General features: G+C 41.3%; 21 protein-coding genes and 1 other RNA gene. 7 read left to right on the top strand and 15 right to left on the bottom strand.

Translation table 11 applies throughout. The features are described 5' to 3' along the window. Positions 1–2 precede the first annotated feature (2 nt). Positions 3–1,289, bottom strand: coding sequence for a PQQ-dependent sugar dehydrogenase (locus BLU33_RS13685; RefSeq protein WP_091373774.1), 1,287 nt, complete (start codon positions 1,287–1,289; stop codon positions 3–5). 255 nt (positions 1,290–1,544) lie between these two features. Between BLU33_RS13685 and BLU33_RS13680 the strand changes: the two genes are divergently transcribed. The 3 genes from BLU33_RS13680 to msrA all read left to right on the top strand — a co-directional run bounded on the left by BLU33_RS13680 (position 1,545) and on the right by msrA (position 3,343). Then, entirely contained in the window at positions 1,545–2,210 is a 666-nt protein-coding gene (locus tag BLU33_RS13680) for a hypothetical protein (protein ID WP_091373772.1), read from the top strand. Positions 2,211–2,380: 170 nt separating this feature from the next. Next, entirely contained in the window at positions 2,381–2,629 is a 249-nt protein-coding gene (locus tag BLU33_RS13675) for a DUF3820 family protein (RefSeq protein WP_091380551.1), read from the top strand. Between the two features lie 69 nt (positions 2,630–2,698). Next, entirely contained in the window at positions 2,699–3,343 is a 645-nt protein-coding gene (gene msrA, locus BLU33_RS13670) for a peptide-methionine (S)-S-oxide reductase MsrA (RefSeq protein ID WP_091373769.1), read from the top strand. A 138-nt stretch (positions 3,344–3,481) separates the two neighbouring features. On the opposite strand, the gene BLU33_RS13665 is transcribed toward msrA, so the two are convergent. The 9 genes from BLU33_RS13665 to BLU33_RS13625 all read right to left on the bottom strand — a co-directional run bounded on the left by BLU33_RS13665 (position 3,482) and on the right by BLU33_RS13625 (position 13,228). Then, the gene (locus BLU33_RS13665; protein ID WP_091373766.1) at positions 3,482–4,861 is read right to left on the bottom strand and encodes a sigma-54-dependent transcriptional regulator; all 1,380 of its coding nucleotides are present in this window, start codon (positions 4,859–4,861) and stop codon (positions 3,482–3,484) included. Between the two features lie 133 nt (positions 4,862–4,994). Continuing rightward, an RNA gene (gene rnpB / locus BLU33_RS13660) (RNase P RNA component class A) lies at positions 4,995–5,387 on the bottom strand. A gap of 134 nt (positions 5,388–5,521) precedes the next feature. Next, positions 5,522–6,379 (bottom strand): hydroxymethylglutaryl-CoA lyase, encoded by an 858-nt coding sequence (locus BLU33_RS13655; RefSeq protein WP_091373763.1) that lies wholly within the window; start codon positions 6,377–6,379, stop codon positions 5,522–5,524. A 13-nt stretch (positions 6,380–6,392) separates the two neighbouring features. Then, positions 6,393–6,977 carry a hypothetical protein gene (locus BLU33_RS13650; protein ID WP_091373760.1) on the bottom strand — a complete coding sequence of 195 codons (585 nt, stop codon included), beginning with the start codon at positions 6,975–6,977 and terminating at the stop codon, positions 6,393–6,395. Between the two features lie 23 nt (positions 6,978–7,000). Further along, entirely contained in the window at positions 7,001–8,314 is a 1,314-nt protein-coding gene (locus BLU33_RS13645) for an NAD(P)/FAD-dependent oxidoreductase (RefSeq protein ID WP_091373756.1), read from the bottom strand. A gap of 84 nt (positions 8,315–8,398) precedes the next feature. Then, on the bottom strand, positions 8,399–11,392 hold the full coding sequence (gene secDF / locus BLU33_RS13640) for a protein translocase subunit SecDF (protein ID WP_091373753.1): 2,994 nt from the start codon (positions 11,390–11,392) through the stop codon (positions 8,399–8,401). Positions 11,393–11,509: 117 nt separating this feature from the next. Continuing rightward, positions 11,510–11,992: a dihydrofolate reductase gene (locus BLU33_RS13635; RefSeq protein ID WP_091380547.1), complete on the bottom strand. Its 483-nt coding sequence runs from the start codon at positions 11,990–11,992 to the stop codon at positions 11,510–11,512. 4 nt (positions 11,993–11,996) lie between these two features. After that, the gene (locus tag BLU33_RS13630) at positions 11,997–12,389 is read right to left on the bottom strand and encodes a four helix bundle protein (protein WP_091373750.1); all 393 of its coding nucleotides are present in this window, start codon (positions 12,387–12,389) and stop codon (positions 11,997–11,999) included. Positions 12,390–12,433: 44 nt separating this feature from the next. Then, positions 12,434–13,228 (bottom strand): thymidylate synthase, encoded by a 795-nt coding sequence (locus BLU33_RS13625; protein WP_091380542.1) that lies wholly within the window; start codon positions 13,226–13,228, stop codon positions 12,434–12,436. A 161-nt stretch (positions 13,229–13,389) separates the two neighbouring features. Here BLU33_RS13625 and ispE point away from each other — a divergent pair, with 161 nt between their 5' ends. Further along, complete coding sequence (ispE, locus tag BLU33_RS13620; RefSeq protein ID WP_317040516.1) at positions 13,390–14,208, top strand: 4-(cytidine 5'-diphospho)-2-C-methyl-D-erythritol kinase; 819 nt, start codon at positions 13,390–13,392, stop codon at positions 14,206–14,208. A gap of 138 nt (positions 14,209–14,346) precedes the next feature. On the opposite strand, the gene BLU33_RS13615 is transcribed toward ispE, so the two are convergent. From BLU33_RS13615 to tgt, 5 genes are all read right to left on the bottom strand, one after another. Beyond that, complete coding sequence (locus BLU33_RS13615; RefSeq protein ID WP_091373748.1) at positions 14,347–15,234, bottom strand: NAD(P)-dependent oxidoreductase; 888 nt, start codon at positions 15,232–15,234, stop codon at positions 14,347–14,349. Positions 15,235–15,238: 4 nt separating this feature from the next. Then, positions 15,239–15,517: a LapA family protein gene (locus BLU33_RS13610; protein WP_091373745.1), complete on the bottom strand. Its 279-nt coding sequence runs from the start codon at positions 15,515–15,517 to the stop codon at positions 15,239–15,241. An 864-nt stretch (positions 15,518–16,381) separates the two neighbouring features. After that, positions 16,382–17,284, bottom strand: coding sequence for a DMT family transporter (locus BLU33_RS13605; protein ID WP_091373743.1), 903 nt, complete (start codon positions 17,282–17,284; stop codon positions 16,382–16,384). Beyond that, on the bottom strand, positions 17,284–18,390 hold the full coding sequence (locus tag BLU33_RS13600; protein WP_172829253.1) for an LptF/LptG family permease: 1,107 nt from the start codon (positions 18,388–18,390) through the stop codon (positions 17,284–17,286). Before BLU33_RS13600 ends, BLU33_RS13605 begins: the two co-directional genes overlap by 1 nt. Next, complete coding sequence (tgt, locus tag BLU33_RS13595; protein ID WP_091373740.1) at positions 18,391–19,521, bottom strand: tRNA guanosine(34) transglycosylase Tgt; 1,131 nt, start codon at positions 19,519–19,521, stop codon at positions 18,391–18,393. It lies immediately after the preceding gene. Positions 19,522–19,737: 216 nt separating this feature from the next. Here tgt and BLU33_RS13590 point away from each other — a divergent pair, with 216 nt between their 5' ends. From BLU33_RS13590 to rsmG, 3 genes are read left to right on the top strand one after another with little or no spacing between them, the layout of a single operon-like run. Continuing rightward, the gene (locus BLU33_RS13590; RefSeq protein ID WP_232009276.1) at positions 19,738–20,856 is read left to right on the top strand and encodes a glycosyltransferase; all 1,119 of its coding nucleotides are present in this window, start codon (positions 19,738–19,740) and stop codon (positions 20,854–20,856) included. Further along, complete coding sequence (locus BLU33_RS13585) at positions 20,847–21,452, top strand: RNA polymerase sigma factor (protein WP_091373737.1); 606 nt, start codon at positions 20,847–20,849, stop codon at positions 21,450–21,452. The genes BLU33_RS13590 and BLU33_RS13585 overlap by 10 nt, the downstream gene beginning before the upstream one ends. Continuing rightward, on the top strand, positions 21,442–22,068 hold the full coding sequence (gene rsmG / locus BLU33_RS13580) for a 16S rRNA (guanine(527)-N(7))-methyltransferase RsmG (protein ID WP_091373733.1): 627 nt from the start codon (positions 21,442–21,444) through the stop codon (positions 22,066–22,068). The genes BLU33_RS13585 and rsmG overlap by 11 nt, the downstream gene beginning before the upstream one ends. Positions 22,069–22,097 lie beyond the last annotated feature (29 nt).

Here is a 22,097-nt window from a genome sequence, read left to right as displayed (position 1 = left end):
TATTATTTTTTGTAGGTAATCTTATAAATAGTCCCTTTTGAATCATCACTTACATACAGCGAACCATCAGGCCCTTGCGCTAAGCCGCATGGACGGTGTTCGGCACGGCCAGATTCTTTTTGTGCTTGTGTGCCTGCAAAACCATCGGCGAACACTTCCCATTTCCCATCTGGTTTCCCATCCTTAAACGGTTGGAATACCACGAAATAGCCTGCCTGTGGTTCAGGTGCACGGTTCCATGAGCCATGGAACGCTATGAAGGCACCGTTTTTGTAACGCTCAGGGAACTGGTTGCCGGTGTAAAATAATAAACCATCAGGTGCAAGGTGGCCCGGGAATGCTACTGTAGGATCAATAGTGCCTTCGCCAGCGGTTTTTTTGCTGTCGCCGCCATATTCGGGTGCCAATATTTTTTCATGTCTTTCCTGATCGTAATAAATGTAAGGCCATCCGGCATCATCGCCTTTTTTTAATGCATATAAGCACTCGGCTGGTTCAACGGCTGATTGTTGTACGGTATACAGATCAGGGAACAGATCATGCAGTTGATCGCGGCCATGCTGCATAACATATAGTTGATTGTTCTGCTGGTTCCAGTCGAGGCCCACAGTGTTCCTTATGCCTTTTGCATAGTGAACGCCATCGCCATAATGCTGATCAAGCTTATCGGCTTTAAATTGCCATATACCGCCCGCTGAGTCCAGTATAGGACAACCAGGTCTGCCTATGGAGCCTTTTTGCCTGTCCTTAAACTGGCATGAGTTGGAGTAGGCCCCAACATTCACGTATATATTGCCATCGTTATCAAGCACGATTGATTTTGACTCATGTTCGCGGCGGTTTAACAAGCCAGATATGATCTTCTCAGGTACATCGGGATTTATAACCTCACTTTTAGCATTTAATTTATAGCGGTAAACGTCTTCATCAGATGATGCATATAAGTAGCCATCTTTAATGTACATGCCGGTACCACCATAGTTGCCAAAGCTATTAGCTACTGTAGCTTTATCACCATTTTGGTGCAGAAACAGGATGCCCTTACCGTTTTTAAAATGGTTAAGCTTTACATAAATGTCATTTTGAGGTGTAATAGCCAAATGCCTGGCTTGCCCTAAATTATCGGCTACTACGCTGGCTTCAAAACCAGAGGGCAGCGTGAGACCAGCATCGGCAGCAACTGTTTTTGTATGAGGAACTGTTTTTTTGTTTGTTATCGGGTTAGTTAATATCAAAGCCGGAATGAGGGCTAACGGCATAACTAATGAAAATAAGCTATTGGTTTTCATAACGAGAGGATTGGTGGACTAAAATTAAACTAAATTCAACTCAAACAAAATTTCTGTTTAATAAAATACATTATTGTTACAATTTATAAATCTGATACTTAGGTAGATAAATAATTAATAAAGTATAATGTTTTGAGCTTTGTTTATTATTCGGAATATTATTCTGAAAATAGCCATATCATCTATATGAAATTATTATTCTGATTAAACTTTTTAAAAATGGTATAGTCCTAACTATATAAAATTTAAAACACCATGAAAAAGTTAGTTTTATTATCAGCAATAGCAATAAGCGGTTTATTTTATAACACTGCCAATGCGCAAATAAGAATTCATTTAGGTATAAATTTATTCCCACACCATATATATGTACGCCCCGCTGTTGTAGATGTACAGCCTGCACCAGTAGTATATACAGATAACGCACCTGCTGATTATAACAGCGATGACGACTACTATTATTTACCTGATGTAAACGCTTATTACAACGTTGCACAGCAATGCTACTATTATAATGATGGCGATAACTGGATCTCTGCTGCTTATTTACCCGGCGAATACCGTAATTATGATTGGATGCATGCCCGCAGGTTTGAAGTACGTTCACCACGCCCATACTTACACAATGATCTCTACATGAACAGGTATCATGGTGCAAACTACCAATGGGCACACAGGGACGACCATTTCCAGGGAGGCTATGCTAATCACTTTAATGGTGGCGACCAACATTTTGATAATCGTGGTGGATATGCCCAGCATTTTGATAACAGGAATCAGAACAACTATAACCAACAATATAATCAGAACCGTGACAACCGCGGCCAGCAATTTAACCAAAACCGCGGTAACAGAGGCGACGATCAGCAACGTGTTGCTCAAAACGATAGGGGACATGATTTTGGCAGAAGAAGATTCTAAATATAACCACCTCAATATATATGTTAAAAGCTCTCCGTTTATGCGGGGAGCTTTTTTTTGAAATTTTGAACCAGGATTTATAGGATTTTACGGATTTTCGGGATATGGGTTATTCGCATCTTTATGATCATTTAAATCCAACAAATCCTGGTTTATCATATCTTTACAGCATGGAAAGTGCTCAGCCCGATTCTAAGATCCTGATTGAAATTGTACAAACCAAAATGCCCTTTGGCAAATACAAAGGTACTTTGATATGTGATATGCCCATCTCTTATTTGGAGTGGATGCATGGCAAGGGTGGTTTTCCTCCCGGCAAGTTGGGTATGTTATTATCAACCGTGTACGAAATCAAGACCAACGGCTTACAAAGTATAATTACCATGGTTAAAACTTCGCTCAGAAATCAACGTTCATAAAATATATTACCGCTCAATGACAACCGCTCAGCTTTAGCGTGCGTATATTATTAAAAAAGTAAATATTTTATGAAAAGATCCATTTTATATATAGCCTGCCTACTGTTATTTGCAGGCTGCGCTCAGGGGCAATCCAATTCGTTTGCTAGTTTACCACAACCTAAACCCGGAGAGAAAGTTGCTGATTTTGCTGCCGGGTGTTTTTGGGCCAGCAGCGAGGCCATGTCTGAACTTAAAGGAGTTGACCAGGTAGTTGCCGGTTATTCTGGCGGTAATGCGCCCCGTCCAACGTATGAGGAGGTGTGCTCTGATAATACAGGCCATGCTGAAAGTGTGCAGGTTTATTATGATCCTAAAGTGATTAGCTATGCTAAATTGGTTGAAGCATTCTTTTATGCCCACAACCCAACAGAGCTTAACTACCAGGGCCCGGATCATGGTACCAGTTACCGTTCAATAGCTTTTTATCGCACACCTGAAGAGAAAGAGATCATCGAAAATACTATAAAGAGCATCAATGCTTCAAAGTACTATGGCTCTGCGCCGATAGTTACAGAGGTTGCACCATTTAAAGTATTTTACCCGGCTGAAAAATATCACCAGAACTATTACAAGCTTCATCAGGATAACCCTTACATACAGGGCGTATCAGTACCAAAGGTTGAGAAGATGAGGAAGAAAGAAAAGGGGCTGCTGAAACCGGAGTTTAGTTAAGAAGCAGTTAACTCTTATAATAGAGGGGTGTCATGCTGAGGCACTCGAAGCATGTGGGCGAAGGCCATTACGCTCATGCTTCGAGTGCCTCAGCATGACACCCATTTCTTTTGTGAGTTATTTAAGATTACTCCCCGATTATTCCCCGCGTTTCAATCCGTACTTCTCTATCTTACTATACAGGTGGCTGCGTTGTATATCAATATCATCGGCAGTTTTTGAAACGTTCCAGTTGTTTTTTTCCAGCTTGAATTTGATGTACTCGCGTTCAGCAAAATCTTTATACTCCTGAAAGTTTTTGAACTGGTTAAAATCAGTTTGGCTTGATGATGAATCGTTTGATGAAGCTGGAGCTGGCGCTGACGGATTGGCGAATGCCTTAACATCGCCATCGGTAATGGTCTTATCGCTCAAAATAATTAAACGCTCAACCATGTTGCGCAGTTCACGTATATTACCTGTCCATGGCAAGGCTTTAAGGGCATCAAGCGCAGCTTCAGAGATCTTTTTAACAGGCATGCCGTATTCATTGCATATCTCATCCAAAAAATTCTGGGTAAGCAAGGTAATATCGTCTCTGCGTTCAGTTAATGGCGGTACATGAATAAGGATCACACTTAAGCGGTGGTAAAGGTCCATACGGAAATTACCGGCTTCAATTTCTTTTAACAGGTCTTTATTTGTCGCAGCTACTACGCGTACATCAACCTCAATTTCTTTTTCGCCGCCTACACGGGTTATTTTGCTTTCCTGTAGTGCACGTAACACCTTAGCTTGCGCTGAGTGGCTCATATCGCCTATCTCATCCAAAAATAAAGTTCCGCCATTAGCTGATTCGAATTTACCAATACGTTGCTTTACAGCCGATGTAAATGAGCCCTTTTCGTGCCCGAATAGTTCACTCTCAATCAGTTCAGAAGGTATTGCGGCGCAGTTAACTTCAATCAAAGGTGCATTTGATCGGTTTGATTTTTCATGCAGCCAGCGTGCAACCAGCTCTTTACCGCTACCATTGGCGCCGGTAACCAAAACACGGGCATCAGTAGGGGCAACGCGATCAATGGTTTCTTTAATTTTTGCTATGGCCTGTGAGTTACCCAATATTGGGCGCACTTTTGAAACCTTACGCTTTAATACCTTGGTTTCAACAACCAAACTTCCGCGGTCGAGTGCGTTACGTACGGTAATTAAAAGACGGTTCAGGTCGGGTGGTTTTGATATAAAATCGAAAGCTCCCTTACGACTGGCTTCAACAGCTGTTTCAACGGTACCATGGCCAGAGATCATAATAAATGGCAGATCCGGTTTTATGGCTAAACCTTCGGTAAGCACTTCCATGCCATCCATCCGGTTCATTTTAATATCGCAAAGCACCAGGTCATAATCATTTTTGGCTATCATGTCCAGGCCATCCTGCCCATTATCAATATCTTCGACCTGGTAATCTTCGTACTCTAAAATTTCGCGCAGGGTGCTTCTTATAGCACGTTCATCATCAATAATTAAGATTTTTGCCATTTTTTATCCTATGTTTTTCGAAAAAAGAGTGAATGGTTCGGCGCCCAAATATATGGGATTTGTATAGAAAAATAAACACTCCACCTATATACAAAAAATAACCCCCTTCTGTTTTGCAGAAAGGGGCATTTTTTTCAGCAGCAAAGCTATAAGCCGGGTTCTGTTCCGTCGGTTGAAGGACGGTTTCTATCATTAATCTGGCCCTGCCATTGCTGACAGGTTCAAGCAACCTACCCATCCTGACGATCATCTGCCAGTGGCAAACAATCAAAAGCGAGTAACTTCCGATTCAGGACCTATTTGGTTTTTCAACTCCTGAGGTTTACCGCGATCCCGGTCGCCCGGAAAAGCCGTGAGCTCTTACCTCACGTTTTCACCCTTACCCATGATAAATCACAGGCGGTATATTCTCTGTGGCACTTGCTGTCGCCGGCTGCCGGCGCCTTCCCGTTAGGAAGCAGGATACTCTATGTTGCCCGGACTTTCCTCTCGCGGTTTGGCCGTGAGCGATAGAACGTTTTGCAAGGGCAAAGATACGTATTAGAAGCAAGAGTTAAGAATCAGGAATCAAGACGGGAGTGGAAAGAGTCGGGAATCAATAGTAAGGAAGAAAAATGCAGCTTCCTGATTCTTGCATCTTAACTCTTGATTCTATCTCCCCTACAAAAAAACGGTAGAAGAATACTCCAATGCTTCCCGTAGTTTATCGAAATTAAGCTCAAGGAGCTCGTTTTGGGATTGAAGATAACCTATCAGGTTTTCGGTGGCGATGTTGCCTGTAAGCTCATCTGTGGCCATGGGGCAGCCGCCGTAGCCTTTTAGTGCGCTATCGAAACGGGTGCAGCCGCTTTTATAGGCTGCTTCTATTTTTGTGTGCCAGTTATTGGGTGTGGCATGCAGGTGCAGGCCAAATTCTGTTGACGGGAAACTCTTTGTTAATTTGGGGTAGATGTCACTTACCTGTTCAGCGCTTGCAACGCCCACAGTATCAGATAATGCTATAATTTTGATGCCTTCGTTAACCAATTTTTCTGTCCAGTACTGAATAATATCTATATTCCATTCATCGCCATAAGGGTTGCCAAAGCCCATTGATAGATACACCAGTAATTGCTTGTTTTTGGATGATGATAGCTCATTAATCCTTTGTACGGCATCAAAGGATTGCAGTATGGTAGTATTTGCGTTACGCAGTTGGAATGTTTCTGATATAGAAAAGGGATAGCCTAAATAAGTAATTTCCTCATGCTGTGCAGCTTCTTCTGCTCCGCGATAGTTGGCTATTATGGCTAATAGTTTGGATTTTGTAGTGCTCAGGTTGAGTTTCTTTAAAACCTCCGCGGTATCCTGCATTTGAGGGATTGCCTTTGCTGATACAAAGCTCCCGAAATCAATAGTGTCAAAACCAACCTGCAGCAGCAAATTAATATAGGCTGCCTTTATTTCAGTGGGGATGAAATCATGAATGCCCTGCATGGCATCGCGCGGGCATTCGGTTAATTTTATTTTTTGCGGCATACTTTACTGATTGCTAAAATTTTGTACTGTCAATAGCACCTTTCTTTTCTACAGCCTGGTACAATTCACCGGTGAGCGAGGCAATATATCTTTCAAACGAGTCTAATACCTTTTTAGCGTCCCTTGCTACCCGTTTTGATTGTGTGTTGGTGGCCTTCAAATACATATCATACAAGCCTAAACGCCTGTTGCCGGTTTCAGTAGGCATGTAAAAAACTACGTTGTTAATGGTATAGCGGTAACGCCTGTTTTTCATATCAATGGTGATAGAAAACTGAACAGTATAAGGGTCCACATTGTCGCCCTCATCACCCACATAAACTTTATTGGTATTCAGGTCCTGTGCAGTAGTGCAAATCAGTTTGCCTTCCTGATCGAAGCCGTAATTCTGCTGAAAGTTCTTGGCAGCGAAAAATTCAAGCGATCTTAAATAGATCATACTTTCCATAATGCTGCTATCAACCTTAACCGTTTTTTGGTAGTAGGCGTTTGTGCCATCAACGCGTAACGAAACAGAGTCGGGATTCGCAGTATTACCCTGGCACCTGGCCGCAAAAGCCAGGAGTATGAACGCAAAGCTTAAAAAAAGTGTTTTCACAATATGTATTATAATGAATAGGTTTATTTATACTTTGTAACTTCTTCGGTGGTGTTTTTAACGGTTCCCCGTGTAAAACGCCTGATGATGAGCCTGCTTCCGCCGTTATAGTTGATATAGTTACCGATCCAGTTTATAAATACAATAACCCGGTTGCGGGTGCCGACCAATGAGAACAGGTGCACAAAGATCCATATCAGCCAGGCAAAAAATCCCTGGAATTTAATCTTACCCAAATCGGCCACAGCCTTATTACGGCCAATGGTGGCTAATGAGCCCTTATCGTTATATACAAACGGAACGGTTGCTTCTCCTTTGATCAAATGTACAATGTTTTTACCAACGTTTTGCCCCATTTGTATAGCTACCTGCGCTACACCCGGATGGCCTTTTGGGGTGTCATCGGTTATCATGGCGGCTACATCGCCTATGGCAAATACATTGTCGAAACCTATTACACGGCAAATATTATCTGTACGGATACGGTTGCCGCGCTCAACCAGATCTTTTGAGATACCATGAGGTATAACACCCATAACCCCCGCCGACCATATTACACTTTTGGTTTTGATGCTTTTACCATCCTCGAAAGTTATAGTGTGGCCATCATAGCCCTGCACTTTAGCGTTCAACAATAATTCGACACCCAGTTTGTGCAGATAATCCTGTGATGCTTTTGATGCCTGTTCTGACATCGGGCCCAATACCCTTGGCAAAAAATCGACCAGATAGATCTTTACATCATCCTTTTTAAGTTCAGGATAATCCTTCTCTAGTACAAAATTACGGAACTCTGCAATTGCGCCCGCCAGTTCCACACCTGTAGGGCCGGCACCAACCAGTACAAAGGTGAGGTAGGGTTCACGCTCTTCTTTTACCTTTTTTAAAACAGCTTCCTCTAAATTCTGGAAGATGAGGTAACGCAAATTTAATGCCTCGGGAATGGATTTCATAGGCATGGCGTAATGCTCCACATCCTTATTGCCGAAGAAATTGGTGGTTGAGCCCGTGGCTATCACCAGGTAATCATAAGCTATTTCGCCTATGGTGGTATCTATGGTGTTTTTTTCGTGGTTTACTTTTGATACCTCAGCTATACGGAAACGGAAATTTTTTTGTCCACCGAAATTCTTTCGTAATGAAAATGCAATTGACTCCGACTCTAAACTACCCAATGCGACCTGGTAGAGCAGGGGCTGAAAAGTGTGGTAGTTATGCTTATCGAGCATTAAAACCTCCACAGGTTTATCTTCAAGCTGTTTAGCAACTTGCAAACCGCCGAAACCACCGCCAACAATAACAATTAAAGGGAATTTTGATTTATCGGTAGATTCCATATGATATAGTTAAGCGTTTCCATGTATAAAACAAAAAAGGCTCCAAATGTTCTTTGGAGCCTTTTAAATATAATGATTAAATTATTATCTCAGATCTTTTTTTCCAAAGTCGACGATTACCGGGGTTGCTATACAGATTGATGAGTATGTACCGAAACATACACCAACCAATAACGCGAACGAGAAGCCTTTAATAGCATCACCACCAAACACGAACAATACGATCAGTACGAACAATACGGTTAGTGCGGTAATAATGGTACGGCTTAATGTTTTGTTGATCGCATCGTTAATAACAACTTTAGGGTCATCAGTTTTTGCATGGTGAAGGTCAAGGAACTCACGGATCCTGTCGAATACCACCACGGTATCATTAATTGAGTAACCGATTACTGTTAATATCGCAGCTATAAACGCCTGGTCAATATCTAAAGAGAATGGAAGCACATTCTTAAATAAAGTAAAGAATGATAATACCATTAATGCATCATGTGCAGTAGCGATCATCGCGCCTAAGCTGAACTGCCACTTACGGAAACGAACCAATATATACGCTGATATAATTACAATGGCGAATATTACGGTCCAAATAGCTGATTTTTTAAGTTCATCAGCAATAGTAGCACTAACTTTTTGTGAGCTTAATATATCTGATTTAGTGATCTTGGTTTGTGGGTTGCTGTTCAATGAAGTGATCAGCGCTTCGGTTACCTTGCTTTCAGCCGTTGCTGATGTATCATTGATCAGGTAGTTTGTAGTGATGCTCATGTCTGATCCGTAGGTTTTAACCTCGGTACCGCGGCCTAATGTTTTATCAACCGCATCATGTATCATCTGCTCATTTACGCTCTTGTCTTCAAAACGAACCACGTAAGTACGGCCGCCTTCAAAATCAACACCATAGTTGAAGCCTTGTGTAGCCATTGATATGATACCTGCAAGGATGAACAAACTTGAGAAGATATAGAATTTAAAACGGTTTTTTACGAAAGCGAAATTAGCGTTTTTGAAAGTATGTGAGCTCCATGGGTTTGAGAACTTGATGTCCCAGCCTTTCTCCAGCATCCACTCAAATATTAACCTTGAGATCAATAATGAACAGAATAATGAAGTAATGATACCGATCATCAATGTAGTAGCAAAACCTTGTATCGGGCCTGAACCAAAAATGAACAGGATTAAACCGGTTAAGAATGTACTGATGTTAGAATCGAGGATGGATGATAAAGCATGTTTAAAACCATCTGATACAGCAATACGAACAGATTTGCCTAAGGCCATTTCCTCTCGCACACGTTCGTATATCAATACGTTGGCATCAACCGCTATACCCAGCGTTAATACTATACCTGCAACACCCGGCATGGTTAATACCGCGTGTAAACCAGTAAGTACACCCAGCAGGAAGAACATGTTAACAATTACCGCTACCACAGCTACAGTACCCGCACGATTGTAATAAGCGATCATGAATACCAATACAACCAGTAAGCCTAAGCCTTCTGATAATAAACCGGCGTGGATAGCTTCTTCACCTAATGATGGGCCTACCACGTTTTCGCCAATGATAACAGCAGGAGCAGGTAAGCGGCCCGCTTTTAATACGTTGGCCAAATCCTTGGTATCATCAATAGTAAAGTTACCTGAGATGGAAGAATTACCGCCTGATATTTCATTATCAACACGCGGTGCTGAGTAAACATTATCATCAAGAACAATGGCTATTGATTTTTTATTGTTTGGATCAGCAGAGGCCTCACGGGTTATAGTAGCCCATTTTTGTGCGCCTGCAGAGTTCATGTCCATAACCACATTTGGCTCACCTCTCTGGTCAGTTTCAGCTCGTGCGTCATCAACAACATCGCCTGATAATGCAGGGCCATTGTCAGCACCGGTAAGTTTTACAGCATATAATTCAAATACCTTAGTTTTAAATTCAGGATCTGGTTTTACACTCCAAAGGAATCTCATGTTTCTCGGAATGATTGCTTTTACATCGGCGCTGTTCAAGTATGAGTTTACTTTAGCAGTGTCTTTTAAAGCGCACCAGCCAACAACAGGTCCCGGGCGTAATTGCATCTGGCCTTTTTGATCCTGGTAGCTTGGAGGTGACAACAAAGCAAAAAGAGGGTTGTCCTGCGCAGCCTTTGTTTTGCCTGCTAAGTTGGTTGAATCTTTACCTGCATTTTTCTGAACCTTGCTTAATAATGATAAGCCACCTTTTGCAGCAGCAGTAGTATCTTTAGTAGCGGTAGTTGGTTTTGCAGCAGAATCTTTTACAGCAGTTTTATTTTTTGCGGCTAACAGGCTATTGATGCTTGCTAAAGTTTGGTAACCTTCCAACGGGCGACCGGTTTGATCGGCGTTTTCAAAAGTTTGATAAAACTCAAGCTTTGCAGTACCTGATAAAAGTTTACGAACGCGTTCGGGATCTTTAACACCCGGTAATTCGATCAATATGCGGTTTGTGCCTGCCTGTAACTGAATGTTTGGAGATGTTACGCCAAACTGGTCGATACGGGTATTTAAAACTGTATATGATTGTTTAACCGCTGTAGCAGCCTGATCTTTCAAATAAGTTTCAACCTCGTTGTTTGATGCGTTGAACTTTAAGTGAGCCTGATTATCTTTAGTTGAGAAAAGCGAAGCTAATTTCCCGTTAGGGTTCAGCTTTTCATATTCAGCAACAAATAGCGTGATATAATCCTTTTGGCTGGAACGTGTAGCAGCCTCAGCGTTGTTTAATGCCTGGTTAAATACAACATCAGGGTTATTATCAGCTAATTTTTTTACCAGGTCTTTCAGCGAGATCTGCATGGTAACGCTCATGCCACCTGCAAGGTCGAGACCCAGCGCTAACTCATTAGCTTTGCAATAAGCATAGTTATGACCCAAGATAGGATATACCGGCAGGGTGGACACTGAGTCCAGATAAGCCTTTTCTTTTAGAATATCGCCCCCCGCATAAGTCCTCGCCTTGTCTTCAACACTGCGGGAAACCCATGTAAATGAAAGCTGGTACAAACACACCACCGCCAGCAATATGGCGAAAAATTTAACAACCCCTTTACCTTGCATCTTATATTATATATGTAATTAATTAGTTTATAAGCTTTTTTAAAATAGACGGCAAATCTAATAAAATTTCGCAATCATGAAATTTAAAATTAAAAAACAAAATAACGCTGCCTTTTGTTAGCTGCGTTCAAGTGTTATGAATGAATAAGGATAGGCATTTTTTTCATCGGCCTGGTGGTCTTTCCTTGAAATTTCCTTCCATTCAACCTTATCAATTTCAGGAAAAAAGGTATCAGCATCAAACGAATGATGGATTATAGTGAGATAAATACGATCTGTTAAATGTATAGCCAGTTTGTATATCTCGGCGCCGCCACCAATAAATACTTCGTCCTCGCCTTCGCAAAGTGCCAAACCATCTTCAATTGATTTAACCACTTCACAGCCCGGAATGGTGATATCCTGCCGGGTAACAACAATATTTCTGCGCTTTGGCAGCGGCTTGCCTACCGAATCAAATGTCTTTCGGCCCATGATGATGGTGCGGCCAGAGGTGATCTCTTTAAAATGTCTCAGGTCATTTGGCATGTGCCATAATAACTGGTTGCTTTTGCCTATGGCGTGGTTTTCGCCTATGGCGACTATGATGGATACTGTCATTGGGTCATTGGGGCATTGGGGCATTGGGGCATTGTTGTTGACCTTTGCCAATGTATTTAATGTAAATGTTTAGTTTATGATGTATAGTTTCTAATTGTTGGATTAATGATAGAAAAGTATCTTCATCAATCAATTTCCTGGTATGAGCTTTTTTTAGCCAAACCTTAGTTTCAATTATTGATCCTCTGCTAAAGTAACAGAAGTTTTTGTTTTCTTTATAATGATACCGGCCAAAACCTTCGGCAATATTAGCACCTATTGAATCAGCCGATCGTACAAGTTGTTTTCCAATTGTGTCCTTGGCGAAAAAATCCCATTCCAATACCAGGAACCAAATTTTGTCGCCAAATGGTTCAGATAGGGTATAGATCTCCAAATCTTCTATTCGATTACTCATGATAAGGTTGAACTGTTCAAGGATTTAATGACCCAATGACAAATCTAAACCGCGACAATCCCCTTAATATGCGGATGCGGATCATAATTCTCCAAAGTGAAATCTTCAAACTTAAATTGAAAGATGTCCTTTACCTCAGGATTGATCTTCATGGTGGGCAGTGGTCTTGGCTCACGACTTAGTTGTAGCTTGGCCTGCTCCAGGTGATTGTTGTAGATATGGGCATCGCCAAAGGTGTGGATGAAGTCGCCATACTCCAGGTCGCATACTTGCGCCATCATCATTGTGAGCAGGGCGTAGGATGCAATATTGAAAGGCACGCCTAAAAATATATCGGCGCTGCGCTGGTAAAGCTGGCAGGAGAGTTTTCCGTCCAAAACATAAAACTGGAATAGACTATGGCAAGGTGGGAGCGCCATTTGGTTTACATCAGCCACGTTCCATGCTGATACGATCATGCGGCGGGAATCGGGATTGTTTTTGATTTGGTTAACCACCTGGCTGATCTGGTCGATGTGGCCGCCATCGGGCATTGGCCATGAGCGCCACTGGTAACCGTAAACCGGGCCGAGGTTGCCATCAGCATCCGCCCATTCATCCCAAATGCGCACGCCGTTATCTTTTAAATATTTTATGTTGGTGTCGCCGGTTAAAAACCAGATGAGCTCGTGTATGATGGATTTGAAGTGAAGCTTCTTGGTTGTTACCAACGGGAAGCCATCCTGCAAATTGAAACGCATCTGGTAACCAAACACACTTATGGTTCCCGTGCCGGTACGATCATGCTTCTGCGTTCCGGTTTCCATCACATGGTTCATTAAATCCAGGTATTGCTTCATTTGTTTAGTTGATTGGGTTGATTGGTTGATTGGTTGATTGGGTTGATAAGGTTGCAGTTTCAAAACTCACTCATCCACTCAATCACTCATTCACTAATTATACAAATGCAAATAAAAATAATCTAATTTTGTTATCCTACGGATGTGTATAAATACATGCTGTGTTAAATATTCTTATGGTCATTTTTCCTAATGCTAAAATTAATATCGGTTTAAACATAATTGAGCGCCGTGCCGATGGCTATCATAATTTAGAAACTGTTTTCTATCCAATAAAAATTAACGACGTACTCGAGATCATCGAAAGCGATGAACTGAGCTTTGAATCTACCGGCCTGGATATCCCCGGCAGGGTTGAGGATAACCTTTGTGTTAAGGCCTGGCACATGCTGAAAAAAGATCACGACGTGCCGCCGGTAAAAATTCACCTGCACAAAAATATCCCAATAGGGGCAGGGCTTGGCGGTGGATCGGCTGATGCTGCGTTTTTTATCAGGCTGATGAATGAAACCTTTAATTTAAAACTGAGCGTTGACGACATGCAGAATTATGCCCGCAGGCTGGGTGCCGACTGCGCTTTTTTTATCGAAAGCAAACCGGTGTTCGCCTTTGAGGTAGGAGATGAGTTTGAGGCTATCAAATTAGACCTCTCAGCTTATAAAATTGTTTTGGTGATGCCCGAGGTTCACGTGTCAACTTCGGAGGCTTATAGGGGCGTAAAACCGGCCGATGTGAAAACCTCCCTGATCGAACTGATCGATATGCCCGTTGCCAATTGGCGCAAGTACATCAAAAATGATTTTGAAGAATCTGTTTTTAAAAATCATGTGGAGATCCGCGGTGTTAAAGCTGCCCTGTACGAAGCCGGTGCTTTATTCGCCAGCATGAGCGGGAGCGGGGCATCGGTGTTCGGGATTTTTAATGAGCTACCCGACCTGTCGCATCTGGAAGGAGAGAACCAGGTGTTTTACGATATTTAAGATTTTTGATTTGAGATTTCGGATGTTCGATTTGGGATTTATTTAAAACAGTATATAATTCATTTAAATCCCAAATCGAACATCCGAAATCAAAAATTGCATATTCTAATTCCGAAATCGAACATCCGAAATTCGAAATCAGACTCCCGCATCTTCACTCACGCCACGGCCTACACCTTCAACCCAATCCCGGTCGCCCCAACCTTTGGCTACGGCTGATAATAACCTGTCGTGAGCCAGCGTTGCAGCGGGCATTGGTGTTTGGCTCAGTTGCGCCAGTTTAACGGCTAAGCGCGCGTCCTTGTAGCCCAGGCTGGCCTTGAAGCCAACCGGCTCGTATTGTTTGTTGGCGATAAGCTTGCCGTAGTTTTGATAGATGGGTGCATTGAAAATTGTCGATCCAAAAAACTCGGCAACCTGTACGCGATCCAGGCCGTTTTTCTCAGCCAGGGTAAATGCTTCGGCCATTATCTCCAGCGAGGCCAGGATCATAAAATTACCGGCAACCTTCACCACATTTGCGCCGCCAACCTTGTCGCCAAAATCAACAATACGCTGCCCTAAATTTTCAAGCACGGGGGTTGCGATTTCTTTAGCATCCTTATCACCCGAAATGCAAATGAACAGCTTCTTCGCTTCCGCAGCTTCCGGCCTGCCGAAGACAGGGGAGGCGATGTATTTGCTGCCATGTTGCTGGTGCAATTTGGCGAGTTTCTCAGCCGTATCAGGGCTGATAGTGCTCATGGATATGTGCACAGCATTCGCAGGAAAAGTTTTTAAAATTCCTTCTGCACCTACAGTCGATTCTCGCAGCACTTCATCCTGCGATAACATACTGATCAAAATGGGTACGCCGGTGGCTGCCTCGGCAGGAGTTTTGCAAACGGTTACCGACGCCTGATCGAGCTCCAGGATCTTTGCTTCGGTGCGGTTATAAACCTGCAGGTGATAGCCTGCCTTTATTAAATTGTTAGCCATGTGGATGCCCATGTTGCCAAGACCAATAAATCCGATTTTGTTTTTCATAGTGTTAGTTTATATATTCCCTGTCTTCGTCACTTAGTGTATTGGGGTTTGTGTGGTCTGGGTTTTCATCTATAGGGTCTCCGCCTAGTCGTTTAACCTTGTTAGGTCGACCAACCAGTAGGCCAATAACAAAAGCGACCACGGCTACGATTAATAGCATTGTTAATTTCGATACGCTGAAATCGGCCCACAAAAATGAAAAAGTTACCCGGCCGGTATTTTGCATAAGCACTACAGTAAATAATACTGTTATCAGAATGATGATGATCGTTTTTATTCTCATGGTTTTTTAGTTGAACATTTAATTACAATATCCGGTTTTTATATGTCTTATAAAAGTGGAGGTTTTGGGTAACTAAACTCACAAAAAAAATGGGCCGGGGGCGGTGATTTTTTCTGCAGATTTTGATGGTTTAATTATTGCCCGGTAATTGAATTACCCTGCTCAACGCGTTTGTCAAAAAATGGATAAGACGTAATGTCTCATTATCGATTTTTTTTCCTGCTGATAGCTGCTGATTTTTCTGAAATCCTGTTTTACGAAAATGAGTGATTTTTCAGGAAAATCCTGTTCCTGCTGAAAGTTCTCTCCCTGCCTGCTTTTTATTGAAATTTTAATTTTTAAATTTCAATACACTTTGACTAAATTCTAACCCACGTCTACCTAAATGTATTTTTACTTCATTTGAAAGTATTTAATTATTTGATTCTTAATTTTATATAATGATAATTTAGATTGTTTAATCATGTTTACTAAATTTGTTAGTATTTCATCTTCCTTTAATTTGCTTTTTAGGTAAACTTATCATTTTTATAAAATTTATAATCGTCTGATTATAAAAGTTATATTATATTTATATAAAACACAGGTTTGATTTTTTTAAAGAATAATTGTCGGATATTTTTTGCTTTTTTGATGATTTTAGCTATCCTGTTAAAGTTTTAATTCAATACACTAATTGGAAATTGAATTTGCCCTGTATGGCACTCATTTTATAAGATTGGAGTAAAGTGTAGCTGCGAGAAATTCGCGCTTAGAAAGGCTTAAAATGCGCCGTATGTATACGGATTTTCTTATCTCCTATCTAGTGGGAGGTTGGTGAATCATGAAATTGTGCAGTAAAATTCAGGAAATATTGATGCAGAATTATCTTGCTCTACGTTTTGCAATTTGCTTTTGAGCCAACGGAAACATAAAGATTGTCGACAGGATAATGATGGCACCTGCCCAGAAACCCGGGCTTAATTTGTGCATATCATCAAAGAAAATGAATGCCATAATGATGCCATATACAGGCTCAAGGTTGGTGATGAGTGCCACCTTAAAGGCTGAAAATTCTTTCATTACCGATACCCCGGCAACATAGGCGAGCGATGTGCAAACGGTACCGAGGATAAGTAAATACCCAATGTCTGAATTTTTCAGGATCATGTCGTGAGCAAAGCCATGGGTGAAAAACAGGTAGACAGAGATCCATACAAAAGCTCCCGACAGTTCATAAAAAGCAATAACAGGAGCGTCGGTATGCTTTACCTGGCGGGCGTTGATGATGGAAAAAAGGCTTGCACATACAGAGCTAAGCAGGCCTGTTATAATACCCTTAGTGTATTGTGTTTCGAATTTGAATATGAGGATAATGCCAATTATGATTAAAAGACCCGCAACTATTTCCATTTTTGAGATCCGTGTGCGGTTAATTATTGGCTCCAAAATAGCAGTAAAAAGTGTATTGGATGACAGGCAAACCAGCGTCACAGAAACGGTTGAAAGCTTTATAGCAGCAAAGAAAAGTATCCAGTGGCCGCCGACTAAGGCGCCTGTTGCCACCAGTTTTAGCAGTGTTTTCCGGCTTATTTTGTACGAAGTTTTATTGAATTTGAAGTATAAAAACAGCGAAACAGTGGCAATAACTACCCTGTACCATACCAATTGTACGGCTGCAATGGAGATCAATTCGCCCAAAATACTGGTAAATCCCCATATAAAAACAGTAAAATGGAGTATTAAAAGGTTCTTGTTTATTCCTGCAGAAGTAGGGGTATCGGGCATTATTTGGGTGCTTTATACAATAAATAAAGCCCTACCAAACCAAACATAAAGTTGGGGATAAACACAGATAATATAGGCGGTAAGGCACCTTTTTCGGCAAATACAAAGGAGAACTTATCAAGAATTATATAAGCGAAACATAGGATGATCCCTATCCCAAGTGGTAATCCAATTCCCCCGCGAACCTTGCGTGATGATAAAGATACGCCCATTAAGGTGAGCACAAACGTAGAAAAAGGGTATACAAAACGACGGTATTTTTCAAATAACATGTTGTCTAAAACCCCCGATCCCCTGATCCTTTCCTTGGTAATACCGGTATTAAGCACGCTTAATGACATCGCATTATACGAGTTATCATGCAGCACATCAAAGTCGGAAGGGCGCATATCCAGCACCGTATCCTTATGTATACCGCTTAATTGTTGCTCGTGCAAACCATTTACATACCTGATAGTACAGTTGTTTAAGGCCCATTTTTTCTTCAGCGAATCATATACTATTGTTTGAGCAAATAGCTTTTGTTTAAGCTCATCACCATTAAATTTTTCCAGTATAAAGGTGTATCCGGTATGTACTACAGGGTCATATGATTGCAGGTAAACATAGGTATGCTTGTCCAGTTGCAGGTGCACTTCGCTCTTGGTTGGGTCAGTATCACCATTAAAACCGTGGGAGTTTTCGAAGTCATTTTTCAGCCTGTTGGTATAAGGAATAAGGTATACATTGGCAAAAAATGATACAATAAATATGAGCGTAGCGGCTATAAAATATGGTCTTAAAAAGCGGTTAAAACTAGCCTTTCCACTCAGGATAGGTACTATCTCCGTCTGATCTGCCATCTTTGCCGTAAAGAAAATTACCGCCAAAAAGTTAATCAGCGGCGACAGCATATTGATATAAAAAGGGATAAAACCGGCGTAGTATTGGAAGGCAATTTCCTTTAATGTGGCGTGTTTAGATAAGAAGTTATCCAGGTGTTCTGAGATATCAAAAACCACCGATATCACGATAAAAATACCCAGCGTGAACACGAATGTACCCAGGTATTTGTTGATGATATACCTATCAATAACCTTTATGTATTTATCTAAAAACTCCTTCATTTATAGTCGTTGGCCTAAGCGGTTAACCATTATTTTTTTCCAGTTATAAAATTCGCCTGCTATTATTTTTTCACGTGCTTCAGCAACCAGCCACAGGTAAAAATGCAGGTTATGCAGGGTGGCTATCTGCGCGCCCAGCATCTCGCCAGAGTGTATTAAATGCCGCAGATATGCTTTGGTATAAGCGGTATCAGCAAACAGGTCACTATCAGCTTCAATAGGCGAAAAATCATTCTTCCATTTCTCGTTTTTTATGTTGATGATGCCATCTTTTGTAAAAAGCATACCGTTACGGGCATTGCGGGTAGGCATTACACAATCAAACATATCAATTCCTAACGCAATATTTTCCAATATATTAACCGGTGTACCTACGCCCATCAAATAACGTGGTTTTTGCTCTGGTAATATATCGCATACAATTTCTGTCATAGCATACATTTCCTCAGCCGGTTCTCCAACGGATAAACCACCTATTGCATTGCCCTCACGCTCAAAAGAAGCTATAACTTCCGCCGAGCGTACACGCAGATCCTTATATACAGATCCCTGTACAATAGGGAAAAATGTTTGGTCGTAGCCATATTTCGGTTGGGTAGAATCAAAGCGGTCGCAGCAACGTTTAAGCCAGCGGTGCGTCATCTCTATCGACCTTTTGGCGTAGTTATATTCGCACGGATAAGGTGTACATTCATCAAAAGCCATAATGATATCAGCACCAATTGTACGCTGAATATCCATCACATTTTCGGGTGTGAACAGGTGTTTTGAGCCATCAATATGTGATCGGAACGTAACCCCTTCTTCCTTTATTTTACGTACTTCGGTTAATGAATATACCTGGTAACCGCCACTATCGGTTAAAATTGGGCCATCCCAGCCATTAAATTTATGTAGGCCGCCGGCTTTTTCAATAGTATCCAATCCTGGCCTTAAGTATAAATGGTAGGTGTTCCCCAGTATAATTTGTGCTTTTATGTCGTTTTTTAGCTCATGCTGATGCACGGCCTTAACAGTGCCTGCTGTACCAACAGGCATAAAAATAGGCGTTTGAATGGTTCCGTGATCGGTTGTGATCTCACCTGCGCGGGCTTTTGAAAGCGGATCCTGGGCTTTTAAGTTAAATTTCATTATAAGAGCGCAAAATTAACAAATAATTGCTCTTTAAAGGTTTGTTTATTTTTAAGCTTAAGTTAAAGATAGTGATAAATAGCTTCGGCTTAAGGGATAACGTGTTAACTGTACTATCGGGTTGTTTTTCCACAACGCTTCATGTGGAAACTTAGCCGAATTAAACCACGATAAATTCATCAATTTTTAACAATTTTGTCCGATATTGATTATTGATTGGAAAACTATATTAAAGAAGCGCTGGTACTGCTGCTCCAGCTTTGTTTTATAATTCAACTGTATTACCTGGTAGGCGATCATAGCCTGCTTACGGCTTATAAGCCAATGGAGGAACTGATTCCCGCGAATATTCCTATATCTGTTATCATCAGCGCGCGTAATGAGGCGCATAATTTAGGCAGATACCTGCCTTTAATATTGGAGCAAAATTACCCTGATTTTGAAGTTGTAGTAATAAATGACTGCTCTTACGATACTTCGGATATTGTGCTGGAAGAACTACAGGCTAAGTATCCACATCTTAAAGTAGTAACAATTACCGAGCATGATCGCTTTAAAACCGGTAAAAAGTTCGCGCTTACCTTAGGGATAAAGGCAGCAAAAAATGAGCATTTGTTGTTTACCGATGCCGATTGCGAGCCTGCTTCGCCTAACTGGATAGCCCGTATGGCAGCTAATTTTACTACACCGGCACAAATAGTATTAGGGTATTCGCCTTATTATAAAAGCAGGAACTTTTTAAACCCGTTTGTACGGTTTGAGACCTTAAAATCTGCTATAAATTACCTGTCGGCAGCGCTGGATGGCGACCCTTATATGGGGGTTGGCCGTAACCTGGCTTATACCAAAACCTTGTTTTTTAACGCCAAGGGTTTTGCTTCGCATATGCACGTAATATCAGGCGATGATGATCTGTTTGTAAATGAAAATGCTACAACAGATAATACTATAATTGAAATACACCCCGAAACGTTTACCTATACCACCGCAAAAACTACCCTTACAACCTGGTACAGACAAAAGAAAAGGCATATGGGTGTAGGTAAATTGTATAAAAACAGGCACAGACGCCAGTTAAGTTTTGATGCCATTACCGGGTTTTTATTTTACGTGGTGCTCATATTATGTTTGGTTTTCAATTTTGAACCTTTGCTTGCGTTAGGTATATTTATGTTCAGGTTGATACTACAATTTGTGATCTATAAAAAGGTATTTAAAAAACTGGATGCATATGGTCTTTTTTGGTATCTGCCTGGTCTCGATTTGTTTTATTATATATATTTAAATGTGTTCGGCCTTATAGGTACCTTTATAAAAACCAAGCAATGGAAATAAACGCAAATTTCACCGAAAACGCTAAGAACGATTTTCACCTGGTGGTTAAGGCGCGTGAGGGCAATCAAAAAGCCTATGCTGATCTGATGCACCGTTATAAGGATTCCATTTATTTTATGGTACTTAAAATGGTGAATAATAAGGAAGATGCCATGGACTTAACCGTGGAAACCTTTGCCAAAGCATTTGAAAAACTGGATAAATACCAGCCTGATTATGCCTTTAGTACCTGGCTTTTCAGGGTGGCTACCAATAATTGTATAGATTTTATCAGGAAAAAGAAGCTGAATACCATGTCGATACACGGCATGATGGATGAGGATGGCGATGATAAAACCTTACAGATAAAGGCCGATGTTTTAAATCCCGAGGAAACATCCATCAAGAAACAACAAACCGAAGAATTAAAATTACTGATAGAAAACCTGCCCATACGTTACCGTAACCTGATCACGCTGAGGTACTTTGATGAGTTATCATACGAAGAGATCGCCCAGCAGCTTGACTTGCCTCTGGGCACGGTAAAAGCGCAGTTGTTCAGGGCCAGGTATTTGCTTGGCAACATACTCAATCGTTTTAACCGCGATGACATCTGATAGTCTTATAAAATATTTCCCCGATATCACTCCACTGCAATTACAGCAGTTTGAGCAATTACCCGAACTATATAATTTCTGGAACAACCAGATCAATGTGATATCTCGCAAGGATATTGATCAATTATATGAGCGCCATGTTTTACACTCGTTAGGAATAGCCAAAGTGATGCCTTTTCGACCCGGCGAAAATGTGCTGGATGTAGGTACAGGCGGCGGATTTCCGGGTATCCCGCTGGCTATTTTATTTCCTGAAACACAGTTTTTTTTGGTGGATTCCATCGGGAAAAAGATAAAAGTGGTGAAGGAAGTAGCCTCGGCGTTGGGTTTACAGAACTTAAAAGCCGCGCATTTACGTGCTGAACAGGTAGATGAAAAGTTTGATTTTGTGGTATCGCGAGCAGTAACACGACTAAAGGAGTTTTATCCCTGGGTGAAAAACAAGTTCAGTAAGGATTCAAAAAATATACTGCCGAACGGCATTCTATACCTTAAAGGTGGCGATCTGGGCGAAGAAATAGCCGAATCTGGCTTAAAAGTGAAGCAATATTCCCTGAAGGATTTTTTTAACGAGGAGTTTTTTGAAACCAAGCAGGTGATCTACGTAAAGGCTTAATTATAAGTAGCCTTAAACAGGCAATTGCC

Source organism: Mucilaginibacter mallensis, from assembly GCF_900105165.1.
Taxonomy (GTDB): Bacteria; Bacteroidota; Bacteroidia; order Sphingobacteriales; family Sphingobacteriaceae; genus Mucilaginibacter; species Mucilaginibacter mallensis.
Note: the sequence above shows the minus strand (reverse complement) of the source record. Positions and strands in the feature narration are given on the sequence as shown.